Genomic DNA, 22,889 nt, shown 5'->3' with positions numbered 1-22,889 from the left:
CCCGGGCGCGACCACCCCGCGCAGTAGGCTGAACGCATCATGGACGAGTTCATCCAGGGCTTCTGGAACTTCGCGGGCAACTACTGGTGGCTCATCTTCCCCATCATGGGGATGGCCGGCGGTGCCGCGAAGGCGTGGGAGCAGGGTTCCAAGCGCCGGCACGAGCGCCGCCTGGAGACTCTTCGCATGAAGGCGCAGCTGAAGACCGCCGAGATCGAGGCGCGCGCGCTCACTCAGCAGGCCAAGCGCCGCGGCCCTTCGGTGGTCGACACCACGGCATCCGTCGTCCCTAACGACCTGGTCGCGCGCCTGTTCGCCGAGCACGACGAGATCACCGCGCGCTGGCTCGACTACGAGCTCGACGTCGCGAAGCTCATCGCCTTCCCCGCCATGAGCGACGGCCGTCAACCGCTGACCGCCGCGTTCCTGCGCGCCAAGAAGACGGCCGATGCGCTGCGTCCGGCATCCGCCGAGGCGAAGGTGTCGGAGCAGCAGATCACCGAGTACCTGCAGGCCGTGGGCGACTACGCGGTCGCATTCGAGATCGCCGAGAAGGATGCCCGGCGTCTGCGCGACTCGACGTTCACCGCGCCGGAGCGCAAGCGCCTGGAACGGGCTCAGCAACTGCTCAAGGTCGCGGTCGACGAGTCGGCCACGCAGGCCGAGCGCAACGTCGCGTACAAGCGCGTGCGCGAAGAACTCGACGGCCTCATCCTGCTCTCCGACGACGCCGTCACGGTGCTCGAGAAGCAGGTGGCTAAGGAGATCTCCGCTCCCGCCGCGGCCGCCGAGGAGCCCGAGCGGATGAGGCTCCCCCTCCGCGACGAGAAACCCCGAGACGCGAACACCCCCGCAGGCCCCGCCCGCACCCTGCCCCTGCCGGGCGACGACGACGGAGGCATGCCGCGGTGATCACTCGGTTCGAAGAGCTCGACTGGCAGACGACCCCGATCGGCGACCTCATGCTGCGCCGGCGCACGGAGCCGGCGGTCGGGCAGGAGATCTACGAGGTCAAGCTCGGCGACGAGTACCTGATGTCGAGCCTGTTCACGGTGGCAGAGGAAGAGCTCGCGAATCTGGGGCTCACCGCGGTGGTCGGCGACGACCTCTCGGTCCTGGTCGGCGGGCTCGGGCTCGGCTACACCGCCGTCGCGGCGCTGCGCGATGCGCGGGTGGCATCGCTCACGGTGATCGATCGACTGGGCGCCGTGATCGGCTGGCACGAGCGCAAGCTCCTGCCCGCGTCGGCGGAACTCGTCGAGGATGCGCGTACGAGTCTGGTCGAGGACGACTTCTTCGCCGTCATGCGGTCGGCACCCGCTGAGGGGCACCGCGGGTATTCGGCCATCCTCCTGGACGTCGACCACTCTCCGCGCCACCAGCTCGACCCGACGCACGCCGACCTCTACGACGCCGCCGGTCTGCGTGCGCTCGACCGTCATCTCGCCGCGGGCGGGGTCTTCGCCCTGTGGTCGGATGATCCGCCCGACGACGAGTTCATGGTCGAGCTGAACGCCGTGTTCGATGACGCCGTCGCCCACGTCGTCGATTTCGACAATCCCGTGACCGACGGGGTCTCGTCGAACACCGTGTACGTCGCGCGCAGTCGTGGAGCGGGCTCCGTGTCGCTCGACGCCGCCGGGCGCACCCAGCCGAGAGAAGAAGTATGACCCCGGAGAACGTCACCGGTCCCGTCGCCCGTCACGCCGAAGGTCCCGTGTGGTGGCCGGGCTGGGGTGGACTGCGGTGGGTCGACGGGGAGGCCGGCGATCTGCTGACGCTGCGCGCCGACGGCGTGACGCGGCAGCACATCGACGACGAGTACCTGGCGTTCGCGCGACCGCGCACCAACGGCGGCCTGGTGGCGGTCGGCGCCCGCACGCTCTACCTCGCGGATGACGTCGACGGCGAGACGCGCGCCGTGGCGACTCTGCATGAAGACCCGCGAGTTCGCATGAACGACGGATGCTGCGACCCGCGCGGCCGCCTGCTCGCAGGTTCCATGGCCTACGACGCCGCACCGGACGGCGGGTTCGTGCTGCGGCTCGACGCGGAGCACGCGGTCTCGACCGTGCTACCTCGGGCGACGATCTCGAACGGCATCGGCTTCTCGCCCGACGGCCGCCGCGCCTACTACGTCGACACCGCCACCCACCGCATCGACGTGTTCGACGTGGCCGAGGGCGAGCTGCGCGGACGGCGGGCATTCGTCTCGATCCCCGAGGAGCAGGGGTCCCCGGACGGACTGACGGTCGCCGCAGACGGCAGCGTGTGGGTCGCCCTCTGGGGCGGCAGCGCCGTGCACGGCTACGACGCGACCGGAGCGCTCGTGCAGACGATCGAGCTCCCCGTGCCGCAGGTGTCGGCGTGCACGTTCGGCGGCGACGACCTCGGCACCCTCTACATCACGACGTCAGCGCAGGGCCTCCCCGACGACCACGGTACCGAGGCGGGCTCGGTGTTCGCCGTGCAGCCCGGCGTACGCGGTCTGCCGGTCACGCTGTTCGCCGGCTGAGACGGGCGCGGGCCAAGACGACCGACGGCCTCTGCCCGAGGCACGGTGCACTCAGCAAAAGGAACCGTGCCCCGGACACAGGCCGCCGGGCGCGAGAGGGTGTGTCAGCCCAGGTGCACCCGCTCGGTGCGCTGGTGCTGTCGGCCGAGACCTTCGATCTCGATCGTCATCTCGTCGCCGTCCTGCAGGTACGGGAAGCGTCCGGAGAGCGCGACGCCCTGCGGAGTTCCGGTGTTGATCACGTCGCCCGGCTCGAGCACCAGGTACTGGCTCAACTCGTGCACGATCTGCAGCACGGGGAAGATCATGTCGGCTGTCGAGGAGTCCTGACGCGGTTCGCCGTTCACGAAGGAGCGCAGCCGCAGCGCCTGCGGGTCGACCTCGTCGGCGGGCACGAGCGCGGGCCCGAGCGGGTTGAACGTCTCGGAGCACTTGCCCTTCGACCACTGCCCACCCGAGACGTCGAGCTGGTACGCGCGCTCGGAGACGTCGTTAGAGATCGTGTACCCGGCGATCACCTCGCGCGCGGCATCCGGAGATGACAGGTAGCGGGCGGTCTTGCCGATCACGATCGCCAGCTCGACCTCCCAGTCGACCTTCTCTGCGCCCGGCGGCAGCAGCACGAGGTCGTCCGGGCCGACGACGGTGTTCGGATGCTTGAAGAAGATCACCGGATGCTCGGGCGGCAGCGACCCCGACTCGGCCGCGTGCGCGGCGTAGTTCTGACCGATGCAGACCACCGCGGTCGGACGCGCGACCGGGGCGCCGATGCGCAGTCCGTCGACGTCGGCCGTGGACAGCTCGCCGCCGCTCAGTGCCGCGCGCACCCGGGCGATGCCGTCGGACGCGAGGAAGGCGCCGTCGATGTCGGCGGTGAGGGGTGCCAGGTCGTAGACGACGCCGCCCTCGCGGACGTACGGGCGTTCGTGGCCGACCGGGCCCAGTCGCAGCAGTTCCATGATGATCCTTCGGTCAGCGCGCGGCGGCGTAGGTCGGGTTGACGATCGGCACGGACTCACCGGCGAGATACCGGATGATGTTCTCGGCCGCGTGCACGGGCAGATCCGCCAGCGCCTCGGGCGAGAACCAGGCGGCGTGCGGGGTCAGCAGCACCTGTTCGAGGTCGCGCAGCGGCGAGTCGGCGGCGAGGGGCTCCCCGGCGAACACGTCGAGGGCGGCGGCGCCCAGATGCCCGTCACTCAGCGAGGCGGCGAGCGCATCCTCGTCGATGAGCGGGCCGCGGCACGTGTTCACCACGACAGCGCCGGGCTTCATCGTCGCGATGGCCGCGGCATCGACCAGGTGCCGGGTCTCGTCGGTGAGCGGCACATGGAGGGTGAGGATGTCGGCCTGGGCCACGGCATCCGGGATCTCGACAGGCTCGCACCCGGCATCGCGCACGGCGTCGGCGGGGGCGTAGGGGTCGGCGACGAGCACGCGGAAGCCCAGCGCTCGGCATCCGCGGGCGACCATCGACCCGATGCGACCGAAGCCGAGCACCGAGACGGTGGTGGCCGAGGGACGCACGGCGAGCGGGCAGGCGTCGACGGCCTTCCAGGTGCCGGCGCGCACGGCGCGGTCGTAGGCGGGAAGACCGCGGGCCTGCGTCATGATCATCGCGATGGTGTGCGCGGCGACCTCTTCGATGCAGTAGCTCGGGGTGTTCGCGACGGCGATCCCGCGGGCGGTGGCCGCCTCGACGTCGACCATGTCGTAGCCGATGCCCACGCGGCTGATGATGCGCAGGTTCGGCATCCGGTCCATCACCTCGCCGGTGATCTGCGCCCACTGCACGACGAGCCCTTCGGCGTCGGAGCCGGCGGCGGCGATGTCGTCGAGGTTGCCGGATGCGGCGCGCTCGGCGCGCAGCCCGGCCTGCCGGAGGGTGTCCTCGATGACGGTTCCTGGCAGGTCGCAGTCGCTGACGAGGATGAAGGGCTCAGTCATGAGAGCGATGCTATAGCATCTAGCAGATGTCTGCACCGCACTACGGTTGGCCATCATTTGCTATAGCATCGGACGCATGACTACCCGCCGCGCTCTGATCACGGGGGCCAGTTCCGGTATCGGAACCGCCGCCGCCCTCGACCTCGCCCGCGAGGGCACCGCCCTCTGGATCACGTACGCCGGACGGGAAGCCGAAGCCCTCCGCGTCGCTGAGGAGTGCCGGGCGGCCGGCGCCCCCGAGGTGCACGTCTCGCGCCTCGACCTGCGCGAGCGCGATTCGATCGACGCGCTGGTCGGCGAGCTCACGGACGCCTGGGGCTCGCTGCATGTGCTCATCAACAACGGCGGCGTCTGCCCGTACACCGCCTACGACGACATCGACTTCGACGAGTGGGACATGGTCCTCGAGACCAACGCCCGCGGCACGTTCTTCCTCACCCGCGGCGCCCTTCCGCTGCTCCGGGCCGCCGAGGGAGATCGCTCCGTGATCAACATCGCCTCGATCGCCGGGCAGGTCGGCGCGCTGCAGACCGGCATCCACTACGCCGCCAGCAAGGGGGCGATCCTCGCGGTCACGCGCAGCTTCGCCCGACACCTCGCAGCGGAGGGCATCCGCGTGAATGCGGTCGCCCCGGGCCCGGTCAAGAGCGCGATCACCGACCAGCTGCAGGGGGCGGGCCGCGAGAAGCTCGAAGCCGGCATCCCCCTCGGCGCGTTCGGCCAGCCCGAGGACGTCGCCTGGATCATCACCTCGCTCGCGTCGGAGCGCGCCCGCTTCATCACCGGCGCCACCTACGACGTCAACGGAGGTGTTCGCATTGACTGACCACGCTGCCGCCGACCGTTCCGCCGCATCCCGCTCCGCCGCTGATACCGTCCAGGCGCAGCTCGACGCGTTCAACGCGCACGACCTCGACGCCTTCGTCGCGACGTACGCCGCGGATGCCGTGATCACCGGCGTCGCTCCCGAACCGGTGGCGGGCTCGGCCGCGATCCGCGCGTTCTACGAGCCGCGGCTGCAGAACCCCGAGCTGTCGTGCGTGATCGAGACGAGCGTGCTGTTCGGCACCCGCTGGGTCGTCGCGCAGGAGCAGGTCATCAACGCGGGCGTCGCAACCGAGACCATCGCCACCTTCGACGTGGTCGACGGACTGATCTCCCGCGCCTCGATGCTCAAGGCCTGAAGCGCGCAGGACGCGGCGTCACATTCGGCGGTAGACGTCCGAGCGGTGGGCGATGCGCAGCACGTACACGGTACGCGCGTCCTCATCGACGCGAACGACGACACGATACGCGATACCGATGTAGCCGCTGCGCTGCCCTTCGAGCTCAGCGCCGAGCGCCTTGGTCGTGCGCAGCGGATTCTCGGCGAGCGGACCTTCGAGGAACCTGAGCACCGCGTCGGCGAGCTTGGGTTCCAGACGATGCAGTGCGCGAACAGCAGGGCCGGTGAGCTGGATGTCGTAGGGCTCCGGCATCACCGGCGAGCCAGCTGCTCTCGCACTTCTGCGAGGCTCAACGTGCGACCCGCAGCGATATCCGCATCTGCCTCCGCCACCTCTTCGACGTGCTGCGGATCCTGCAGCAGCGCGAGAGTGGCCTGCAGCGCTTCGAGATCATCGACGCTCAACATGACGACGGCGGGTCGCCCGTGGCGCGTGATGGTCACCGCCTCGTGCGTGGTGTCCACTGCTTCCACCAACTGCGAGAACCTGTCCTTCGCCTCGCTGACCGAGATCGTCTGCACGTCCATAAATCTAGCCTAAAGTCAGGCCAGTTCATAGGCCAATATTCTGTCCACAGCTTGCTCCTCCGCGCGAGAACCCGCTTGTCCCAACGATGGGGCTGGGCTGCGGGGGCGGCCCTCTCGGCATGAAGGAGATCTCCCAGAATGAAGGAGCCTTCCGCGAGAACGCTCCTTCATGTCGTGGTTTCTCCTTCAGAACGCGCGGGGTCGCGGCTTCAGAACGCGCGGGCGCAGCTGCAGCACGCGTGGTCACAGCTTCAGCACACGCGGGCGCCCGGGTCACTCGTGCTCGGGCAGGGTCGGCGACGACCACCCAGGATCGCGCCCCAGCTGCGCCGCCCGCGCCACCGAGGTCGAGCCGTAGCGATCACGCAGCGTGTCGAGCACGGAGTCGAGTCGCGCCTCATCGCCCCAGTCGATCGGCAGCTCGGGCTGCACGTTCCCGGCGCGGTCGAGCTGCGACAGCGAGATGCCGATCAGGGTGATGCCGCGCGCCGAGATCTCGGCCTGCGCCGCGGCGAGCAGGGTGCGGGCCACAGTGAGCACGATGGCGGTGCGATCGGTGGGTGCGCGGAGCGAGCGGGAGCGCGTGGCCTTCGTGAAGTCACCGAACCGCAGACGCAGCACGACGGTGCGGCAGACGCGGTCGCCGTCCCGGAGTCGCCGCCCGAGCCGGTCGACGATCTGGGTGAGGATGAGGTCGAGCTCCTCCGCGGACCGCGGACGGCTGCCGAGCGCACGCTGCGAGCCGACGGAGCCCCGTCGCCGGGTGGTGTCGACCGGCCGTGGATCCCGCAGCCGGGCCAGCGCGTGCACATGGGCACCCGTCGCCTTGCCCAGCATCCTCTCCGCCGTCGCGGCCTCGAGCTCGGCGAGCTCACCGACGGTGCGGATGCCGTACCGGTGCAGCTTCTCGGCCGTCACGGCCCCCACACCCCACAACCGTTCGACCGGAAGGGGAAGCAGGAACTCCTCCTCGCGCTCGGTTTCCACGACCAGCAGTCCGTCGGGCTTGCTCACGGCGCTGGCGACCTTGGCGAGGAACTTGGTGCGTGCGACCCCGACCGAGATCGCCAGGCCGGCCTCCGTCCGCACGCGTTCCCGCAACCGTGCCGCGATCTGCTCCGGGGTGCCGGCGATGCGTCGCAACCCCCCGACCTCGAGGAACGCCTCGTCGATCGAGAGCCCATCGACGAGCGGCGTGGTGTCGCGGAAGATCGCGAACACATCTTTGCTCGCGGCGGAGTAGGCGTCCATTCGCGGCGGGACGACGACGGCATCCGGGCAGAGTTCGCGCGCTTGCCGGCCGCCCATGGCCGTGCGGACGCCGCGCGCCTTCGCCTCGTAACTCGCTGCCAACACGACCCCGCCGCCCACGATGACCGGTCGACCCCGCAGTTCCGGGGCGTCGCGCTGCTCGACCGACGCGTAGAACGCATCGAGGTCGGCGTGCAGCACCGTGGCTTCCCCGCGCATCCGTTCTCCCGTCGACGTGCGGATCGTCGCACGGACCGGGGACATCCGGCTCGGGATCGAACGAGGGCGGCCTGATGTCCGTGCTCGCGGTTATCGTCGGCGCGTGCCGGAACCGGTGATGCAGTGGTGGGCGCGACGGCAGTTCTCCCGCGGTCGCGCCGTTCCGTATGACGTGGGCACATACCGCGCCGGATGGGCGGCATACCCGGAGCTGATCCGGCAGTACCACCCCGAGCTCAACCACGGCATCGCGCTGTCGCAGGTCCCGCTCGCGGCCGATGTGCTGCTCTGTTGGGAGTGCGCGGTCGGGCATCGGTTCGCCGCCACCCCGACCGAGCAGCGCGAGCGGCCCGGACAGGTGCGGCGCCGCTCCGCGTGGTGTCCCGAGTGCTCGGCGCTCGCCCGTCCGCAACCGGTCGTGCTCGGCGAGGCACGCGCCCTCCCGCGCAAACCCCGTCGCCCCGCGCCCGCGCTCTGCACCAAGACGCCCGACCTGCCCGCCGGGACCGCGTTCGTGAGCGCCTGCGCCCCGCGCCCGGCATCCGCGGTGGAAGGACGCCTACGGGCAGAGCTCGGAGCGCGGATCGAGTTCGACGCGGCGGTGAACGCGGTGAAGGTGTCGCGCCCGTTCTTCCGCCACACGGAGGTCTGGCCCGACATCGTGTTCCCGGAACTGCGAGTCGCGCTCGAGTACGACACGGTCGGCCGTCACGGCCTGGAGCACGTCGGCAAGCGGCAGGATGCCGATCTGCGCAAGGACCGCGCCCTCCGTGCCGCCGCTGGGAGGTCATCCGCATCCGGACCGGGAAGCTCGAGCCTCTCGGCCCGCACGACCTCGCGCTCTCGTCGGTGAGCACCAAGAGCATCGCGCGCATCCTCGACGAGCTGCGGGCGATCCGCGGTGCGCTGCTCGTGGATGCGTACCTCAGGTGAGACGTTGCCGCGCTCCCGGCCACCCGCCGCGAAGGAGAACTCTTGAAATGACGGAGCCGACAGCGCGAAGCGTCCTTCATTCCGCGACTTCTCCTTCAGAACGCGTGACGCGACTGCCGGTAGTCGCCGCCTCAGTCCTCCCCGAACCGGAACACGCCGGGATCGAGCGCGAACCCGAGCCCCACGGCATCCGTCGGCCGGATCCGCCCCTCGAATGACGGACCGCCGAGCACGAACGACGGCGCCGGGTCGTAGGGGTTGACGCCCCGTGCGAAGGTCTCGACGCCGATGCCGAGGTGCGCGGTGACCTCGGGATAGACATGCCCCGAGACGGGCACACCGCGCTCGGTCGCCCAAGCGATCAGCTCGCGCGCCGGTGTCACGCCGCCGATCGCGACGACGTCGAGGCGCAGCGCTTCGACCCCGCCGACCTCGACCAGTGCCTTCAGCACGGCGGGGTCGGTGACCTCATCGCCGACCGAGACGGCGAGGCCCGATTCCCGACGGATGCGCGCGACACCCGCGGCATCGTCCGGCAGCAGCGGGTCTTCGAGCCAGGCGAGCTGCGGGTCTCCCCACTGCGCGATCTCGGCCAGGGCGGCATCGGCATCCGGCCAGCCGAAGCCGACGTCGACGATCAGACCGGTCGCGGAGGGCAGCTCGGCGTTGAGCAGGGCGAGCAGTTCGCGCATATATGCCGGATCGGGAATGCGGGAGATCTTCACGTGCGTCCAGCCGTCCGCCTGCGCGAGGACCTCGTCGGCGACCTCGCGCGGAGTGCGCGACGGAGAGGGATATGCGGCGACAAGGATCGAGTCCCGAGGGGCATCTCCGGTGCCGAGCAGCTTCCACAGCGGCACATCCGCACGCTGGGCTGCGATGTCCCACAGCGCGATGTCGACGAGGCCGATGGCCCGCCGCACGAGCCCCACCCTTCCGACGATGGCACTACCGCGCAGCATCCGATCCCAGGTCGATGTCGGGTCGTCGGCATCCGCACCGACCGCATGCTCCGCGACGAGCCGGTCGACGATCTCGGCCATCGGCGCCTCGCGCGACAGACAGTACGCGACGCCGGTCGTGCCGTCGTCGGCGGTCGCCTGCACCGCGCTGTACTCGCGGCGGGTCACCGTCATCGCCCCCAGCTGCAGGGGCGCGGGAAGGGGCAGCACGGCCGTGGCCGTGTCGATACGGGCGATCGTGCTCATTCGGGCTTCTTCGCGAGGGGTACGCCGTAGTCGACCATGAAGCCGCCGTCGACGTAGAGGGTCTGTCCGTTCATGTAGCGGGACTGGTCGGAGACGAGGAAGCTGACAGCCGCGGCGATCTCGCTCGCGTCGCCCAGGCGCTTCGCGGGGATGCGCGACAGGATCGTGTCGAGGCTGAGTGTGCCCGCCTCGACGCCCTGCCGGAACACGCCCGTGTCGACGTAGCCGGGCGCGACTGCATTGACCCGCACGCCGCGCGAGGCCCACTCGGCACCGGCGGTCGAGGTGAGGCCGATCACCGCCGCCTTGGTCGTGGCGTAAGGCGCACGCCCCGCCGACCCCCGCGACGAGATGGACGAGATGTTCACGATGCGGCCGTCGCCGCGCTCCAGCATCCGCTTCCCTGCGGCCTGCAACGCCGAGAAGACGCCGTGCAGGTTCACGTCGACCACGGCCGACCATTCGTCCCAGCTGAGGTCTTCGATGCCGCGGTGGCGCTGGATGCCGGCGTTGTTGACGAGCACCTCGATGGGTCCGAGCTCGGCCTCGATCTCGCCGAACACCCGGTCGACGCCGGCGTGGTCGGTCACGTCGAGCTCGCGCCACAGGATGCCGGCGGGGTTCTCTCCCGCGGTGAGTCCGGGCACGCGGTCCGCGGCGACGACCCTGTAGCCGTCGGCGGCGAGGCGCTGGCCGATCTCCCAGCCGATGCCGGCGGATCCTCCGGTGACGATGGCGACGGGCGCGGTCATTGCTCTCCTCAGGGGGTTCGATATTTGCTATAGCAAGTGTAGTGGCCGGGCGACTCAGCGGTCGAGCAGATCCGCGACGACCGCCGCGACATGCTCCTCGAGCAGGTCGAGCGCGCCCGGAGCGAGCGGCGTCTGCCACGCCTGGTACGCGCCGCGGTCGTAGGCGTCGCGCGTGGGCAGGTACACGAAGCCGGGGCCGTTCGTGAGGTTCATCACGACGATCGGCGTCTCGGGGAACCGTGCCCGCAACGCGGTCTGCAAGCGCGAGTACGCCTCGCCCGGGTGCCCCACGATCACCGCATCGCCGAGCCGCCAGGCCCAGACCGGATGCTGCACCGTCGGCCCGTCGATGTACCCTTCACGCAGGTTGCGCGCGCGGCCGAGGCGTTCCTCGCGGGAGCGCGGATCGATGTCCTTCCACTCCTCGGCGAGCTCTTCCAGCGTCGGCAGGTCGCGCAGCGGCAGCTCGACGCTCGTCACCGAACCGGCCGCGCCCTCCCCGCCGTGAGCCACCTCTCCCGCCCAGATCGCCAGCGGCGCTCCCGACTCCACGACGCCCTCGAGGGTCAGTTCCTCTCCCGGCGCCGGCAGCGAATCGAGGGCCGCGAGCACCGCGTGCCCGAGCGAGCGTCCGTGGCGGTCGGCGACCGTGACGTCACCGGTGTACTGCTCACGCGGAGCCAACTCGCCCGAGGCGCCCTGCACGAACAGGCACGGCGCACCCGTGGCGGCCTCGACGATCTCGCGCATCGCGCCGACGTAGTCCGGCGACACCTCACGGCTCTGCCAGGCGAGCGTGGTCGGGTGGCAGGCGTAGTTCACGAGCGTGCCGCGCACGACACCGTCGATGCTGAGGCGGCCGATCATGACGGTGTCATCGGCGGTGCCGGCGGGGTTGAAGCCCACGAGCGCACGCCCGTCGACGTCGAGCTCGCGATCGGCGGCCAGTGTGCAGCGGCCGGTCGTCCACTCGACGAGTCCGGGGACCGCCCCGTCGAGTGCCTCGCGTCCGGCGGCGATGCCCGCGGCGGCGAGCGCCTCGAGGTACCCGGGGATCAGCTCTCCGCCGGGCAGGTGCGCATCGGCCGCGCAGAGCACCGCGCCGGCATGCGTGTGCGAGAGCGACAGCATCAGCTGGTCGGCCTCGAGTCCGAGTCCCGCCAGGATCGCCCCGCGGACGCCCTGTTCGTCGGCCACGCGGCGCCACCAGGTGCCGTCGACAGCGAGCAGCAGGCGCGGCCGCTCGTCTCCCGCGATCACGGCGAGCGCGGTCAGCTCGAACGGGCGGTGCGCCCCCTCGGAGCGCTCCCAGTCGGCGGGACCCCAGTTCTTCGCCCGGATGCCGACGGGCGGCGTGATGTCGCGGCGAGCGACGCCGATGCGCGCGCGGGTGCGGGGGATACGGATGCGGTCGCCGAGATGCGTGGGCGATGCCGTGTCGTTCAAGAGAAGTCCTCCATGCTGTCCATGATGCCGCCGCTCACGCGCTCGTGAGCACGTCGGCGATCAGCACGCGGTCTCCGGCCTCGGGGAGATCCGCCTCGACGCCACGCTCGACGTTGTCGCTGTAGAGGAGCGTGGAAGGCTCCGAGAAGCCGTCGGCCAACCGCATCCGCCCTCCGACGAACTGGCTGCCGGTGACGCGCGCGTGGTTGACGCCCGCGCCGATGTCGACATGTGCCACGCCCTTCGGCGCTGCCGAGGTCAGGCCGCTCAGACGCCAGGTGATGACCCCCGAGCCGGCGGCTCGGGACAGCATGGCGCCCTCCGCGCGCTCTGTGCTGAGCTCGACGCCCTCCAGCGCGATGGCCTGGTCGCGCACGGCGGTCGCGGAGAGCACGGCATCGCGCACCGAGCCGCCCCGGATGGTGACCCTCGACGCACCGATCTCGGCGGGCGCGCCCTTCGCCGGGCCGCTCAACCGGCAGTCGACGAACTCGACGGGTCCGGAACCGCGCGCCTTCGCCCCGTCGATTCCGGTGATCGTGCAGCGCACGAAGCTGACGGGAACCGTGACCGGGGTCTGGATGAGCACCTGGTCTTTCGGGAGCGCGAAGGTGCTGTCCTCGATCGTCGTCGGCCGCGACGATCGGGCCGACCGCTGCCCGATGGCGAGCAGCCCGGCCGTGCAGCCGCGAACCTGGGCACCGTCGGCGTTGATCGTCATGGTCGCCTGCGGGTCGAAGGTCGACCGCCCGATCACGCGCACGTTCTCCAGCGTCAGGTCGCTGATCTTCGTGCCGGCGACGAACCATGAGCAGACGTGATCGCGCACCGTGATGCGCTTGGCGGAGGTACCCCACTGCGCACCGGAGTTGGCGATGTCCATGAGCCCCGAGTTGCCGATGAAGGTGAGGTCGTGCTCGTACTGACCGTGGGTGGTGAACGGGTTGCCGCCCTGATCGTCGCCGTCACCATGGCAGTTCTCGACGAGGCAGTAGGCACTGGCGGTCAGGTCGTTGAGGTGCCGCGCGTTCGACGACGTGCAGTCGCTCACCCGCCCGTGGAGGCAGTAGATCTGCTGTGTGAGATACCCCGCGCCGCCGTAGAACACCGTGGGCGGGTTCTCGACCGAGCAGCGTTCGGTCGTGAAGTGGGTGTTCCACCGCCGCATCACGACGGGCCACCAGGTGCGACTGGCGTGCACATCGGCGACATCGCATCCGATCGCGTACTCGAAGGCGATCGGGTGCGAGCCGGTCAGCTCGCGGGCGTCGGGGAACGAGCCGTCGGTGGGTCCGTCGAAGGGCCCGGCGCCGAGGAACCGCATGTTCGAGATGCGCACCCCTTCGACGGGAGCCATCTGCCGCCAGGTGAGCGTGCGGCCCTTGTCCAGCGGCCAGCCGTTGAGATAGTTGATCCGGATGTGCTGTCCGTCGATCTGCTGCGTCACCTGGACGAACCGCTGGAGCTCGCGCTCATCGGCGCCGCCCCCGGCGACCGTGTCGCACTGCACCGCCCACCAGGTGTCGACCGGGAACTTCGCCGCATCGGGGACGGCGACCGCATCCGTCAGCTCAGGCCAGGCCTCGGCCAGCTGATGCTCGACGACGACGTCTCGGGACACCCCGGTGAAGAACATCACGGCGCCGAACGGGTTGTCGTGGGTGTTCGGCTCGATGCCCTCGGTCGCGATGACATGCCCGCCGAAGTCGATCTCGAGATGGGAGCGCGTGAAGCGATGCCGCTTCTGGAACAGCAGATCCGTGTGCGCTTCGATCCGCCGGATGCGGGGATCGTTCACCATCGCGGCGAGCGCATCATCGGCCGCCTTCTCGGGCCCCGTGATGCCGAAGACCCGGAAGTCGAGCGTGCCGTCATGCTGCAGCAGCCAGGTGGTGCCGCGCGTGCCGGCGACCACCGTGCCGCCGTTGGGCTTGATCTTCGCCGCGTCGGACCCCACGTACACGAGCAGCCCGGCGTCGCCCGGTGTCCGGTAGCCGGCGACGATGGCCACCTCGCCGGCCCGCGCACGCAGGCGGGACAGGTCGGCGACGGTCTCCGCCCTGGTGATGTCTTTCGCACCCATGGCGACGGGGGCCGCCTGCGCGGGTGTCGCGACGGCGAGGGAGCCGGCAGCGCCGAGCGCGACCGCACCGAATCCGGCCATGAGGGCGCGTCGCCCCGTGGAACGCACGGTGTCTTGCGTGGCGGGGGTCACGGGCGATGTCGCGGGTGCGGGGGAATCCGCCACGGTGGTCAGTCGGTCGGTCATGACAACTCCTTCGTCATCGGGTGGTTCGGGCGGGAACCGCGCCCGTCACGGCACCCTGGGCCTGCCAGAGCACTGCAGCCTCGGCACGTCGCCGACGCTCGAGCACCGGGTCGGCCACGGGAATCGCGGCCATGAGGCCGCGCGTGTACTCGTGCTGCGGAGCGGCGAACAGGGCGTCGCGCGCGCCGATCTCCACGATCCGCCCCTGCTGCATCACGGCCACCGTCGACGACATGTACCGGATAACGGCGAGGTCGTGACTGATGAAGAGGTACGTCAGCCCCAGCTCGGCCTGGAGTTCCCGCAGCAGATTGAGCACCTGCGCCTGGATCGACACGTCGAGCGCCGACACCGACTCGTCGAGCACGAGGAATTCGGGCTCCAGCACGAGCGAGCGCGCGATCGACACGCGCTGGCATTGGCCGCCCGACATCGAGCGCGGCAGCCGGTGGGTGAACTCCTCGTCCAGCCGCACCCGATGCATGGCCTCGCGCACCTTCTCGGCGCGGGTCACGCGGTTGCCGATGCCGTGTGCGAGCAGTGGCGCCTCGATGATCTGGGCCACGGTCTGCCGCCGGTTCAGCGCGGAGAACGGATCCTGGAACACCATCTGCATCCGCCGCCGCAGGTTCCGCAGCTCCTCACCGCGCATCTCATGCGGACGATGCCCGTCGAACACCACGGCTCCAGCATCGATTCCGCCGAGCGCGAGCACGGCTTTCGACACGGTCGACTTGCCCGAGCCCGACTCGCCCACGAGCCCCACGGTCTCACCGCGGCGGATCTGGAACGACACGTCGTCGACCGCGGTCACCCGTCGACCGGAGCCGAGGGTGAACACCTTGGAGACGCTTTGCACATCGACCAGCACGTCTCCCGACTCCCGAGCGCGGTCGACCGCGCTGATCGAGCCCGCCTCGACGACCGGCTCGGTGCCGCGTTCGAGAACCTCGGCGGCGGTACGGATCGGCTCGTGCACATCGATCGTGAGGTCGACCACGGCTCCGAGCAGCGCCTTCGTGTACGGATGCTCCGGCTCGGCGTAGAGAGTGTCGACCGGAGCCTCCTCGATCACCCGCCCGTGCCGCATCACGTGGATGCGCTCGCAGAAGCCGGCGGCGACGCCGAGGTCGTGCGTGATGAGCACCACAGCGGTGCCGTGCTCATCGGCCAAGCGGTCGAGCAGGTCGATGATGCGCGACTGAGTCGTGACGTCGAGCGCAGTGGTCGGTTCGTCGGCGATCAGGACGGCCGGCCGAGACGACATGGCCATCGCGATCATCACGCGCTGCCGCATGCCACCGGAGAATTCATGCGGGTACTGGGCAAGACGCTCCTCGGGGAGCGGCACACCGACCTCGGTCAGCAGCTCTACGGCCCTGGCCCGCGCCGCATCCTTCGGCACCCGATCGTGCAGCCGGATCGCCTCGACGAGCTGGTGCCCGATCGTGCGCACGGGGTTGAGCGACGACATCGGGTCCTGGTAGACCATGGCGATCTCGCCGCCGCGCACCCTCGTCATCTCGCGCTTGCTCAGAGTGAGCAACTCGCGATCGCGCAGTCGGATGCTACCGCCGAGCGTCGCGCCGTCGTTGAGGCGCATGATCGAGAGCGCCGTGAGCGACTTTCCCGAGCCGGACTCGCCGACCAGCCCGATCCGCTCGCCGGGGCGCACCGCGAACGAGATGCCCTTGACCGGCATGGCGTCGCCGTAGGAGACGGTGAGGTCCTGCACCTGCAGGACGGGCGTGGCATCGGTCATCGTCCCTTCCCCTTCCGATCGCCGCCGAACTGATCGGCGAGCACGTTGAGCAGCCAGATGGTGACGAAGATGAACAGCGCAGGGAACAGCACGTACCCGATCGACTGGTACATCTTCTGGTAGCCCTGCTGCACGAGGGTCCCCCAGGTGGCTTCGGGCGGCGCGATGCCGAGGCCGACGAAGCTCATCGACGCCTCGAGGAGGATCGCGTTCGCGGCGTTGATGGCCGCCTGCACCACGATCGGCCCGCGGGCATTCGGCAGCACCTCGGCGAACAGCAGTCGGCTGCGCTTCGAGCCGAAGGCGACGGCGGCCGTGAAGTAGTCCTCCTGCAGCTCACTGAGCACCGAGGAGCGCACCAGGCGCGCGGTGGTGGGGGTGAGCAGGATGCCGATGATCACGGCCAGTTTGACCGGATCGGCGCCGAACGCCGAGATGAAGACGAGCGCGAACAGGATCTGCGGGATCGCCATGACCGTGTCGGCCAGACGCATCAGGATCTCGTCCCACACACCGCGGGCGAACGCGGCCGCCATCCCCCACGCGATGCCGAGCACCATGGCGACCAGGGTCGCACCACCGGCGATGAAGATCGTCAGCTGTCCGCCGTACAGCACGCGGCTGAACAGGTCGCGCCCGAGCTCGTCGGTGCCGAACAGGTGCCCGGCTGACGGACCGGCGAACCGGTCGGGCGATTGCGCCGAGGGATCGTAGGGCGCGATCACCGGTGCGAGCACGCAGGCCAGCACGATCACGCCGAGGAGGGCGAGCGGAATCCACGACGCGACCGCGAGACGGCGACGCGGGCGGGCCGAGCGCAGAGCGAGGGTGAGGGTGTCAGCCACGGCTGCTCCTAGCACGAAGACGCGGGTCGAGCACACCGTAGAGGAGGTCGACGATGAGCGTGGTGAGGATGAACATCGCGGAGATCAGAAGCACGACCGACTGCAGCACCGCGTAGTCGCGCTTGAAGACCGCGTCGATCGCGAGCGAGCCGAGCCCCGGCACGCCGAACACGTACTCCACGATCACGACGCCACCGAGGGTGTACCCGACGATGAGACCGAGCATCGTGAGACCGGGGATCAGCGCATTGCGCAGCGCGTGCCCGATCACGACACCACTGGCCGACTGCCCCTTGCCGCGAGCGGTGCGGATGTAGGGAGCGTCGAGCACCTCGACCATCGACGCTCGCAGGAACCGCATGAGCAGTGGCGCAGCGGCGAAAGCGAGCGTGAAGGCGGGGAGGATCATCCGCACGAGGTTGTCTGCGGGGTCCTCCCCGAACGGCGTGTAGCCGCGTGCGGGGAGGACCTTGAGCTGCACGGCGAAGACCACGATCAGCACGATGCCGATCAGGAACTGCGGCAACGCCATGCCGGCGGTCGAGATGGCGGTGAGGGCGCGGTCGACCACGCCGAGTGGGCGCAGCGACGCGATCACGGCGGCTGGAGTCGCGATGATGACAGCGAGCACGATGCCGATCAGCGTGAGCTCGAGCGTGGCCGGGAGTCGCTGCGCGATGAGCTCCGACACCGAGTACTGGTTGAAGTACGACTGACCGAAGTCGCCGGTGAAGACGCCGCCGATCCAGCGCAGGTACTGCTCGATGATCGGAGCGTCGAGGCCGGCCTCCTCGCGCAGGCGCTGGAGCATCTCGGCATCCACACCCGGGGTCGAGCCGAGGCGCGTGATGACGGGGTCGCCCGGCAGCAGCCGCAGGACGACGAACACGAGAAGCGAGGTGGCGATCAGCATCGCGATGCTGATCGCCACCCGCCGAAGGATGGACAGAGCCACGTCAGCCCTTGAGCTGGGCGTTCTCGAGGTGCAGCTGTCCGCCGCCCTCGACCCACACGCCGTCGACCTTCGTGCTCGTCGCCGTGACGACCGTCGACTGCAGCGGCACGATCAGCGGGACCTGCTCGTTGACGATCGTCTGCACCGTGCCCCACTTCTCGGCTCGGGCGGCCTCGTCCGGCTCGGCCACGGCATCCGCGAACGCGGTCTGGAAGTCGGGGTCGACCCAGTTGCACTCGCAACGGCCTTCGAGATAGAAGTTCAGCGAATAGGCCGGCTCCGGCGGCGTCGACTGGAAGTTCGGCACGATGTAACCGGGGAAGCTCTTGCCCGCCGGGTAGAACGAGTCCACCCAGGTGCCGATGTCGTTGTTGTCGATCTTCAGCGTGATGCCGATCTCCTTCAGGCTCGCCTGCAGGATCTCACCGCTCGTGTTCCACTCCGGGTACTGCCCCGCGATACCCCACCAGGTGAGCGTGCTGCCCTCGGTGATGCCCGCTTCGGCGAACAGCTCCTTCGCCTTGTCGAGGTCGTACGAGTAGTCGGTCAGGTCGCCGCCGAACCACGGGTTGACCTCGCCGAGGGCGTTGTTCGTGGGTGAGACCGTGCCCTGCCCGTAGTACGCCGCCTCGAGGATCGCTTCGCGGTCGGTCGCGTAGGCGAGAGCCTGGCGTGCGCGCACATCGTTGAACGGCGCGGACTGGGTGTCGACTTCCCACGACGGCCACTGGCTGGGGTTGTCAGGCTTGACGAGCGCGATGTCGCCGCCGCCTTCGAGCCCGGCCACATCGCCCTGCGGTACGGACCACAGCACGTCGATGTCGCCCGAGCGCAGCCCCGTGACCGCGGCCGTGGACTCTGCGGCCTTGACGATCGTGATCTCGTCGAGGACCGGCTCCTCACCGAAGTACTCGGGGTTCGGCACGAGGGTCAGGCTGTCGTCGGGCGTGAACGCATCGACGATGTACGGGCCGGTGCCGATCGGCTCCTTGTCGATCGTGGCGAGCGCATCGACGTCGAGCATCTTGACCCAGACGATGCCGGCCGCGAAGGTCGCGATGGGCTCGGAGAGGGTGATGACGACGGTCTTCTCGTCGGGCGCCGTGACGTCCGTGACCATGTCGATCTTGTTCTTCTCCTGGGTCGCGGTCTCCGGGTCGAGGTAGTAGTCGAACGATGCGACGGCGTCCTCGGCTGTGAAGGCGTCGCCGTTCGAGAACGTGACGCCGTCCCGGAGGGTGAAGGTCCAGGTCTTCTGGTCCGGCGACGCCTCCCACTTCTCGGCGAGGTCGCCGACGATCTCACCCGACTCATCGGTCTTGGTCAGACCGTTCCAGAGCAGGGGGAACAGCACCTCCTCCCAGGCGAAGGTGCGGATGGCGGGGTTCAGCTGCGGGATACCTTGAGCGGCGGCGACGGTCAAGGTGCCGCCGTCCTGCGTCTGGCCGTCAGGAGTCGAGGGGGTGCTGCTGCAGCCAGCGATGAGGAGCGCGGCGGTGAGCAACGCTGCTCCGCCGAGCAATACACGACGACGCGACATGGGTGCCTCCAAGTGTCGGGTGATGCGTTCGGGTGGAAGGGTTTCGCTATAGCATGTAGCAAACGCCCGGCCGCGTCTAGTGCGAATCAAGCGAATGCGATTACGTTCTCGTTACGCCCACCCGGACCCGTATCCCGCCACGGCGGTGAATTTGCCATAGCATCGGTCGATGCAGGAACTCGGCCGAGAACGGCTCGCGGGTTCCGGCACAGACAGGAGAGCCACGGTGCGCAGCGTCTCGGATCAGAACATCGCCGAACAGGTCGCGGATGAGCTGCGCGCGGCCATCCACTCCGGAGAGCTCGCCCCCGGCGAGCGCCTGGTCGAGCGCAAGCTCGCCGACCGGCTCGGCGTGAGTCACATCCCGGTCCGCGAGGCCCTGACCCGCCTGGCCGAGGAGCGCCTGATCACCCGCGAGCCCCGCCGCGGCGCCCGCGTCGCGCAGCTGAGCGCGCAGGACCTGGAGGAGATCTCGAGCCTGCGGATCGTGCTCGAGCAGTTCATGGCCATCCGGGTGCAGGAGCGCTGGAACGAGGAATCCGCCGCCCGCCTCGGAGCCATCATTCAGGCGATGTCGGATGCGGCACCCGGCGACATCGACGAGGTGCTGCGCCAGGACCGCCTGTTCCACGAGACCCTCGCCGACCTCGCCGAGCATCGCTTCCTCGACGAGGTGAGCGGTCAGCTGCGCGGACGCATCACCGGCTTCCTGCACGCCGCCAACGCCGCACTCGACCCTGCCGAGCAGGAGGAGCATGTGCGCAGCCACCAGCAGATCGTGGATGCCATCGCGAGCGGCGACCCCGACCGGGCGCAGGCCGTGATCGCCGAGCATGTGACCCGCGCGGTGCGGCGCATCACGCCATCGGCCGAGGCCGAGTGACACGGCGCGTGGCTCAGAAGACGGTCGTCCTCACCGGAGCTTCCGACGGGATCGGCGCGGCGGCCGCCCGCCGACTCGCGGATTCACCGCACCGGCTCATCCTGGTCGGCCGCTCTCCCGAGAAGATCCGCGCCATCGGCGAGGAGACCGGTGCGGAGTGGTTCACCGCCGACTTCGCCCACCTCGACGATGTGCGGGCGCTCGCCCAGAAGATCACGGATGCCGTCGGCGATGACGGCATCCACGTCCTGGCGAACAACGCCGGCGGCATCTTCGGGGATCAGACCCCGACCGTCGACGGCTTCGAGAAGACGATGCAGGTCAATCACCTGGCGCCGTTCCTGCTCACGAACCTGCTGCTGCCGCAGCTGTTGGCATCCGACGGCGCGGTCATCAACACGTCGAGCATCGCGCACCGCCTTTTCGGGCACATCGACGTCGACGACCTCGACAACGCCCGCCGCTTCAGCCCGAACAAGGCCTACGGCGACGCGAAGCTCGCCAACGTGCTGTTCACGAAGAGCCTGCACACGAAGTTCCACGCCGACGGACTCAGCACCGTGGCGTTCCACCCCGGCACCGTGCAGACGAACTTCGCGTCCGACTCGTCGAGCATCATGCGGCTGGTCTACCGCACACCTCTCAAACGCCTCCTGCTCATCGGCGCCGACAAGGGCGGCGACACGCTCCGCTGGTTCATCGAGGGCACCCCCGGCGACACCTGGCTCTCCGGCGCGTACTACGACGAGCGCACCCTCACCACGAAGGTCAACCCGCAGGTGAACGACCCGGATCTCGCCGAGGCCCTCTGGCAACGCAGCGCCGAACTCGTCGGCATCCCGTCCCCCTGACCCCCTCCCTCTCCCCCCTTTCGCCGAGCGCACGGCTTCCCGCCGAGTGCACGGCTCCCTCTCGCGAACACCCCGTGCACTCGCGAGCAACCCGTGCACTCGGCAGCGGCAGCGGCGGCGGCAGCGGCAGCGGCAGCGGTGGCGGTGGCGGTGGCGGTGGCGGAAAGGGGCGCCGAGAGGTGGGCGCACGCCGGGCGCCGGATCCTGGCCAGAAGTCTGATTGAGGAGGGGACAAGGCGGGCGTAACGTGTTACCGGTCAAAAGCTCAGCCATCGCTCGCCGCCCGCACCCGGGCGGCCATTCAGGGAGGCAAGGATGCCCCGCACGAATCCGAAGAATCCGGCGTATTCCGTCTGGCGGCGCAAGCCGGTCGGCGACCTGAACGAAGAGGCGGAGAGCAGTGGTCTCTTCAAATCCCTCGGGTTGTGGCAGCTCACCGCGATCGGCGTCGGCGGCATCGTCGGCGTCGGGATCTTCTCGCTCGCCGGTCTCGTCGCGCACGGCGACGCCACGAACCCCGGCGTCGGCCCCGCGGTCGTCATCTCGTTCCTCATCGCCGGGCTGGCGTCTGCTGCCGCCGCTCTCTCGTACGCAGAATTCGCGGGAATGATCCCCCGGGCCGGATCGGCGTACAGCTACGGCTACGTCGCGCTCGGGGAGATCACCGGATGGTTCATCGGCTGGGATCTGCTCCTGGAGTACGTGGCCATCGTGGCCGTCGTCGCGATCGGGATCTCCGGCTACCTCGATGCGTTCCTCTCCGGCTTCGGCGTCCACCTGCCGACCGCGGTCACCGAGACGTTCGACCAGCCCGGCGGCGTCGTCAACATCCCGGCGATCCTGATCTGCCTGCTCGTGACTTTCCTCCTCAGCCGCGGCACCAAGACCTTCGGCCGGTTCGAGCTGGTGGCGGTCGGGATCAAGATCCTGCTGATCCTGTTCATCGTGGGCCTGGGCATCTTCTACATCAACACCGACAACTACACCCCGTTCATGCCGTCCGGCTTCGGCCCGGTCTTCACCGGGGCCGCGACGGTGTTCTTCGCAGTGTTCGGCTACGACGCGATGAGCACCGCCGCAGAGGAGGCGAAGGACGGGCGCAAGCACATGCCGAAGGCGATCATCCTGTCGCTCATCATCGCGATGCTGCTCTACGTCGCCGCGACGTTGGTGCTCACCGGGATGCAGAACTACCAGGACATCGACCCGAAGGCCGGCTTCGCCTCGGCGTTCTCGAGCGTCGGGCTGCCCGTCATCGCCTCGATCATCTCCGTGTTCGCGGTGCTGTCGATCCTCACGGTCATGCTCACGTTCCTGCTCGGCGCCACCCGCGTCTGGTTCTCGATGAGCCGCGACGGCCTGCTCCCCGGCTGGTTCTCGAAGGTCGACGGCCGCGGTGTGCCGCAGCGGGTGACGTGGATCGCGGGCATCGGCTCCGCGTTCTTCGCCGGCATCTTCCCCATCCGCGCCGTGGCCGACCTGACGAACATCGGCATCCTGGCGGCGTTCGTCGTCGTGTGCATCGCCGTCGTCGTGTTCCGGTACACGAAGCCGGATGCCCCGCGCACGTTCCGGCTGCCGTTCATGCCGGTGGTGCCGATCGTCGGCGTCGCCTTCTCGCTGTTCCTCATCTCGCAGCTGCACTGGGAGACCTGGCTGCGCTTCGGCGTCTGGCTGGTGATCGGACTCGTCGTCTACTTCGCCTACGGCCGCCGCCACTCGCTGATGAACCCCGACAGCCCCCGCCGCCCGCGCTGACG

The 22,889-nt window shown here is 69.5% G+C and carries 21 protein-coding genes and 1 pseudogene; 9 read left to right on the top strand and 13 right to left on the bottom strand.

The genetic code is table 11. From position 1 onward, the window contains the following. Positions 1-39: 39 nt before the first annotated feature. Genes OC372_RS18610 through OC372_RS18600 form a run of 3 tightly spaced genes read left to right on the top strand, consistent with a single transcriptional unit; the run spans position 40 to position 2,515 of the window. Positions 40-912 carry a hypothetical protein gene (locus OC372_RS18610; RefSeq protein ID WP_262003653.1) on the top strand — a complete coding sequence of 291 codons (873 nt, stop codon included), beginning with the start codon at positions 40-42 and terminating at the stop codon, positions 910-912. Further along, positions 909-1,670, top strand: coding sequence for a spermidine synthase (locus tag OC372_RS18605; RefSeq protein ID WP_262003651.1), 762 nt, complete (start codon positions 909-911; stop codon positions 1,668-1,670). The genes OC372_RS18610 and OC372_RS18605 overlap by 4 nt, the downstream gene beginning before the upstream one ends. Then, positions 1,667-2,515, top strand: a complete 849-nt coding sequence (locus tag OC372_RS18600; RefSeq protein WP_262003650.1) for an SMP-30/gluconolactonase/LRE family protein — start codon at positions 1,667-1,669, stop codon at positions 2,513-2,515. The genes OC372_RS18605 and OC372_RS18600 overlap by 4 nt, the downstream gene beginning before the upstream one ends. 104 nt (positions 2,516-2,619) lie before the next feature. Here OC372_RS18600 and OC372_RS18595 read toward each other — a convergent pair whose 3' ends face one another. Together OC372_RS18595 and OC372_RS18590 are read right to left on the bottom strand one after the other, a co-directional pair. Further along, the gene (locus OC372_RS18595) at positions 2,620-3,474 is read right to left on the bottom strand and encodes a fumarylacetoacetate hydrolase family protein (protein ID WP_262003648.1); all 855 of its coding nucleotides are present in this window, start codon (positions 3,472-3,474) and stop codon (positions 2,620-2,622) included. A gap of 13 nt (positions 3,475-3,487) precedes the next feature. Continuing rightward, entirely contained in the window at positions 3,488-4,462 is a 975-nt protein-coding gene (locus OC372_RS18590) for a C-terminal binding protein (RefSeq protein ID WP_262003646.1), read from the bottom strand. Between the two features lie 76 nt (positions 4,463-4,538). Between OC372_RS18590 and OC372_RS18585 the strand changes: the two genes are divergently transcribed. Together OC372_RS18585 and OC372_RS18580 are read left to right on the top strand one after the other, a co-directional pair. After that, positions 4,539-5,288, top strand: a complete 750-nt coding sequence (locus OC372_RS18585; protein ID WP_262003644.1) for an SDR family NAD(P)-dependent oxidoreductase — start codon at positions 4,539-4,541, stop codon at positions 5,286-5,288. Then, positions 5,281-5,646, top strand: a complete 366-nt coding sequence (locus OC372_RS18580) for a nuclear transport factor 2 family protein (RefSeq protein WP_262003642.1) — start codon at positions 5,281-5,283, stop codon at positions 5,644-5,646. Before OC372_RS18585 ends, OC372_RS18580 begins: the two co-directional genes overlap by 8 nt. A gap of 18 nt (positions 5,647-5,664) precedes the next feature. Here OC372_RS18580 and OC372_RS18575 read toward each other — a convergent pair whose 3' ends face one another. The 3 genes from OC372_RS18575 to dinB all read right to left on the bottom strand — a co-directional run bounded on the left by OC372_RS18575 (position 5,665) and on the right by dinB (position 7,685). Beyond that, the gene (locus tag OC372_RS18575; protein ID WP_262003640.1) at positions 5,665-5,940 is read right to left on the bottom strand and encodes a type II toxin-antitoxin system RelE family toxin; all 276 of its coding nucleotides are present in this window, start codon (positions 5,938-5,940) and stop codon (positions 5,665-5,667) included. Continuing rightward, entirely contained in the window at positions 5,940-6,215 is a 276-nt protein-coding gene (locus OC372_RS18570; RefSeq protein WP_181156387.1) for a type II toxin-antitoxin system Phd/YefM family antitoxin, read from the bottom strand. Before OC372_RS18570 ends, OC372_RS18575 begins: the two co-directional genes overlap by 1 nt. 273 nt (positions 6,216-6,488) lie before the next feature. After that, entirely contained in the window at positions 6,489-7,685 is a 1,197-nt protein-coding gene (gene dinB / locus OC372_RS18565) for a DNA polymerase IV (protein ID WP_262003638.1), read from the bottom strand. Between the two features lie 118 nt (positions 7,686-7,803). Here dinB and OC372_RS18560 point away from each other — a divergent pair. After that, positions 7,804-8,618: pseudogene (locus tag OC372_RS18560) on the top strand (zinc-ribbon domain-containing protein). Positions 8,619-8,749: 131 nt separating this feature from the next. Here OC372_RS18560 and OC372_RS18555 read toward each other — a convergent pair. From OC372_RS18555 to OC372_RS18520, 8 genes are read right to left on the bottom strand one after another with little or no spacing between them, the layout of a single operon-like run. Next, entirely contained in the window at positions 8,750-9,826 is a 1,077-nt protein-coding gene (locus OC372_RS18555) for an enolase C-terminal domain-like protein (protein WP_262003636.1), read from the bottom strand. Next, positions 9,823-10,578: an SDR family NAD(P)-dependent oxidoreductase gene (locus OC372_RS18550; protein WP_262003634.1), complete on the bottom strand. Its 756-nt coding sequence runs from the start codon at positions 10,576-10,578 to the stop codon at positions 9,823-9,825. The genes OC372_RS18555 and OC372_RS18550 overlap by 4 nt, the downstream gene beginning before the upstream one ends. Positions 10,579-10,632: 54 nt before the next feature. Then, positions 10,633-12,024, bottom strand: coding sequence for a hypothetical protein (locus tag OC372_RS18545; RefSeq protein WP_262003632.1), 1,392 nt, complete (start codon positions 12,022-12,024; stop codon positions 10,633-10,635). Between the two features lie 34 nt (positions 12,025-12,058). Continuing rightward, positions 12,059-14,293 (bottom strand): DUF4148 domain-containing protein, encoded by a 2,235-nt coding sequence (locus OC372_RS18540; protein WP_262003630.1) that lies wholly within the window; start codon positions 14,291-14,293, stop codon positions 12,059-12,061. 13 nt (positions 14,294-14,306) lie between these two features. Further along, on the bottom strand, positions 14,307-16,055 hold the full coding sequence (locus OC372_RS18535) for an ABC transporter ATP-binding protein (RefSeq protein ID WP_262003627.1): 1,749 nt from the start codon (positions 16,053-16,055) through the stop codon (positions 14,307-14,309). Then, a complete protein-coding gene (locus tag OC372_RS18530; protein WP_262003624.1) occupies positions 16,052-16,900 on the bottom strand; it encodes an ABC transporter permease in 849 nt (282 codons plus the stop codon). Before OC372_RS18530 ends, OC372_RS18535 begins: the two co-directional genes overlap by 4 nt. Next, positions 16,893-17,855, bottom strand: a complete 963-nt coding sequence (locus OC372_RS18525; protein ID WP_262003622.1) for an ABC transporter permease — start codon at positions 17,853-17,855, stop codon at positions 16,893-16,895. Before OC372_RS18525 ends, OC372_RS18530 begins: the two co-directional genes overlap by 8 nt. Before the next feature lies 1 nt (position 17,856). After that, a complete protein-coding gene (locus OC372_RS18520; protein WP_262003618.1) occupies positions 17,857-19,395 on the bottom strand; it encodes an ABC transporter substrate-binding protein in 1,539 nt (512 codons plus the stop codon). A gap of 169 nt (positions 19,396-19,564) precedes the next feature. Between OC372_RS18520 and OC372_RS18515 the strand changes: the two genes are divergently transcribed. From OC372_RS18515 to OC372_RS18505, 3 genes are all read left to right on the top strand, one after another. Beyond that, positions 19,565-20,278, top strand: coding sequence for a GntR family transcriptional regulator (locus OC372_RS18515; protein WP_262003614.1), 714 nt, complete (start codon positions 19,565-19,567; stop codon positions 20,276-20,278). 8 nt (positions 20,279-20,286) lie between these two features. Continuing rightward, positions 20,287-21,129, top strand: a complete 843-nt coding sequence (locus tag OC372_RS18510; RefSeq protein WP_262003612.1) for an SDR family NAD(P)-dependent oxidoreductase — start codon at positions 20,287-20,289, stop codon at positions 21,127-21,129. Between the two features lie 315 nt (positions 21,130-21,444). Next, the gene (locus tag OC372_RS18505; RefSeq protein ID WP_262003609.1) at positions 21,445-22,887 is read left to right on the top strand and encodes an APC family permease; all 1,443 of its coding nucleotides are present in this window, start codon (positions 21,445-21,447) and stop codon (positions 22,885-22,887) included. Positions 22,888-22,889: the final 2 nt, after the last annotated feature.

Origin of the sequence: Microbacterium sp. Mcb102 (assembly GCF_024519805.1) — a bacterium.
Taxonomy (GTDB): domain Bacteria; phylum Actinomycetota; class Actinomycetes; order Actinomycetales; family Microbacteriaceae; genus Microbacterium.
This window is presented reverse-complemented; position numbering and strand designations above follow the sequence as displayed.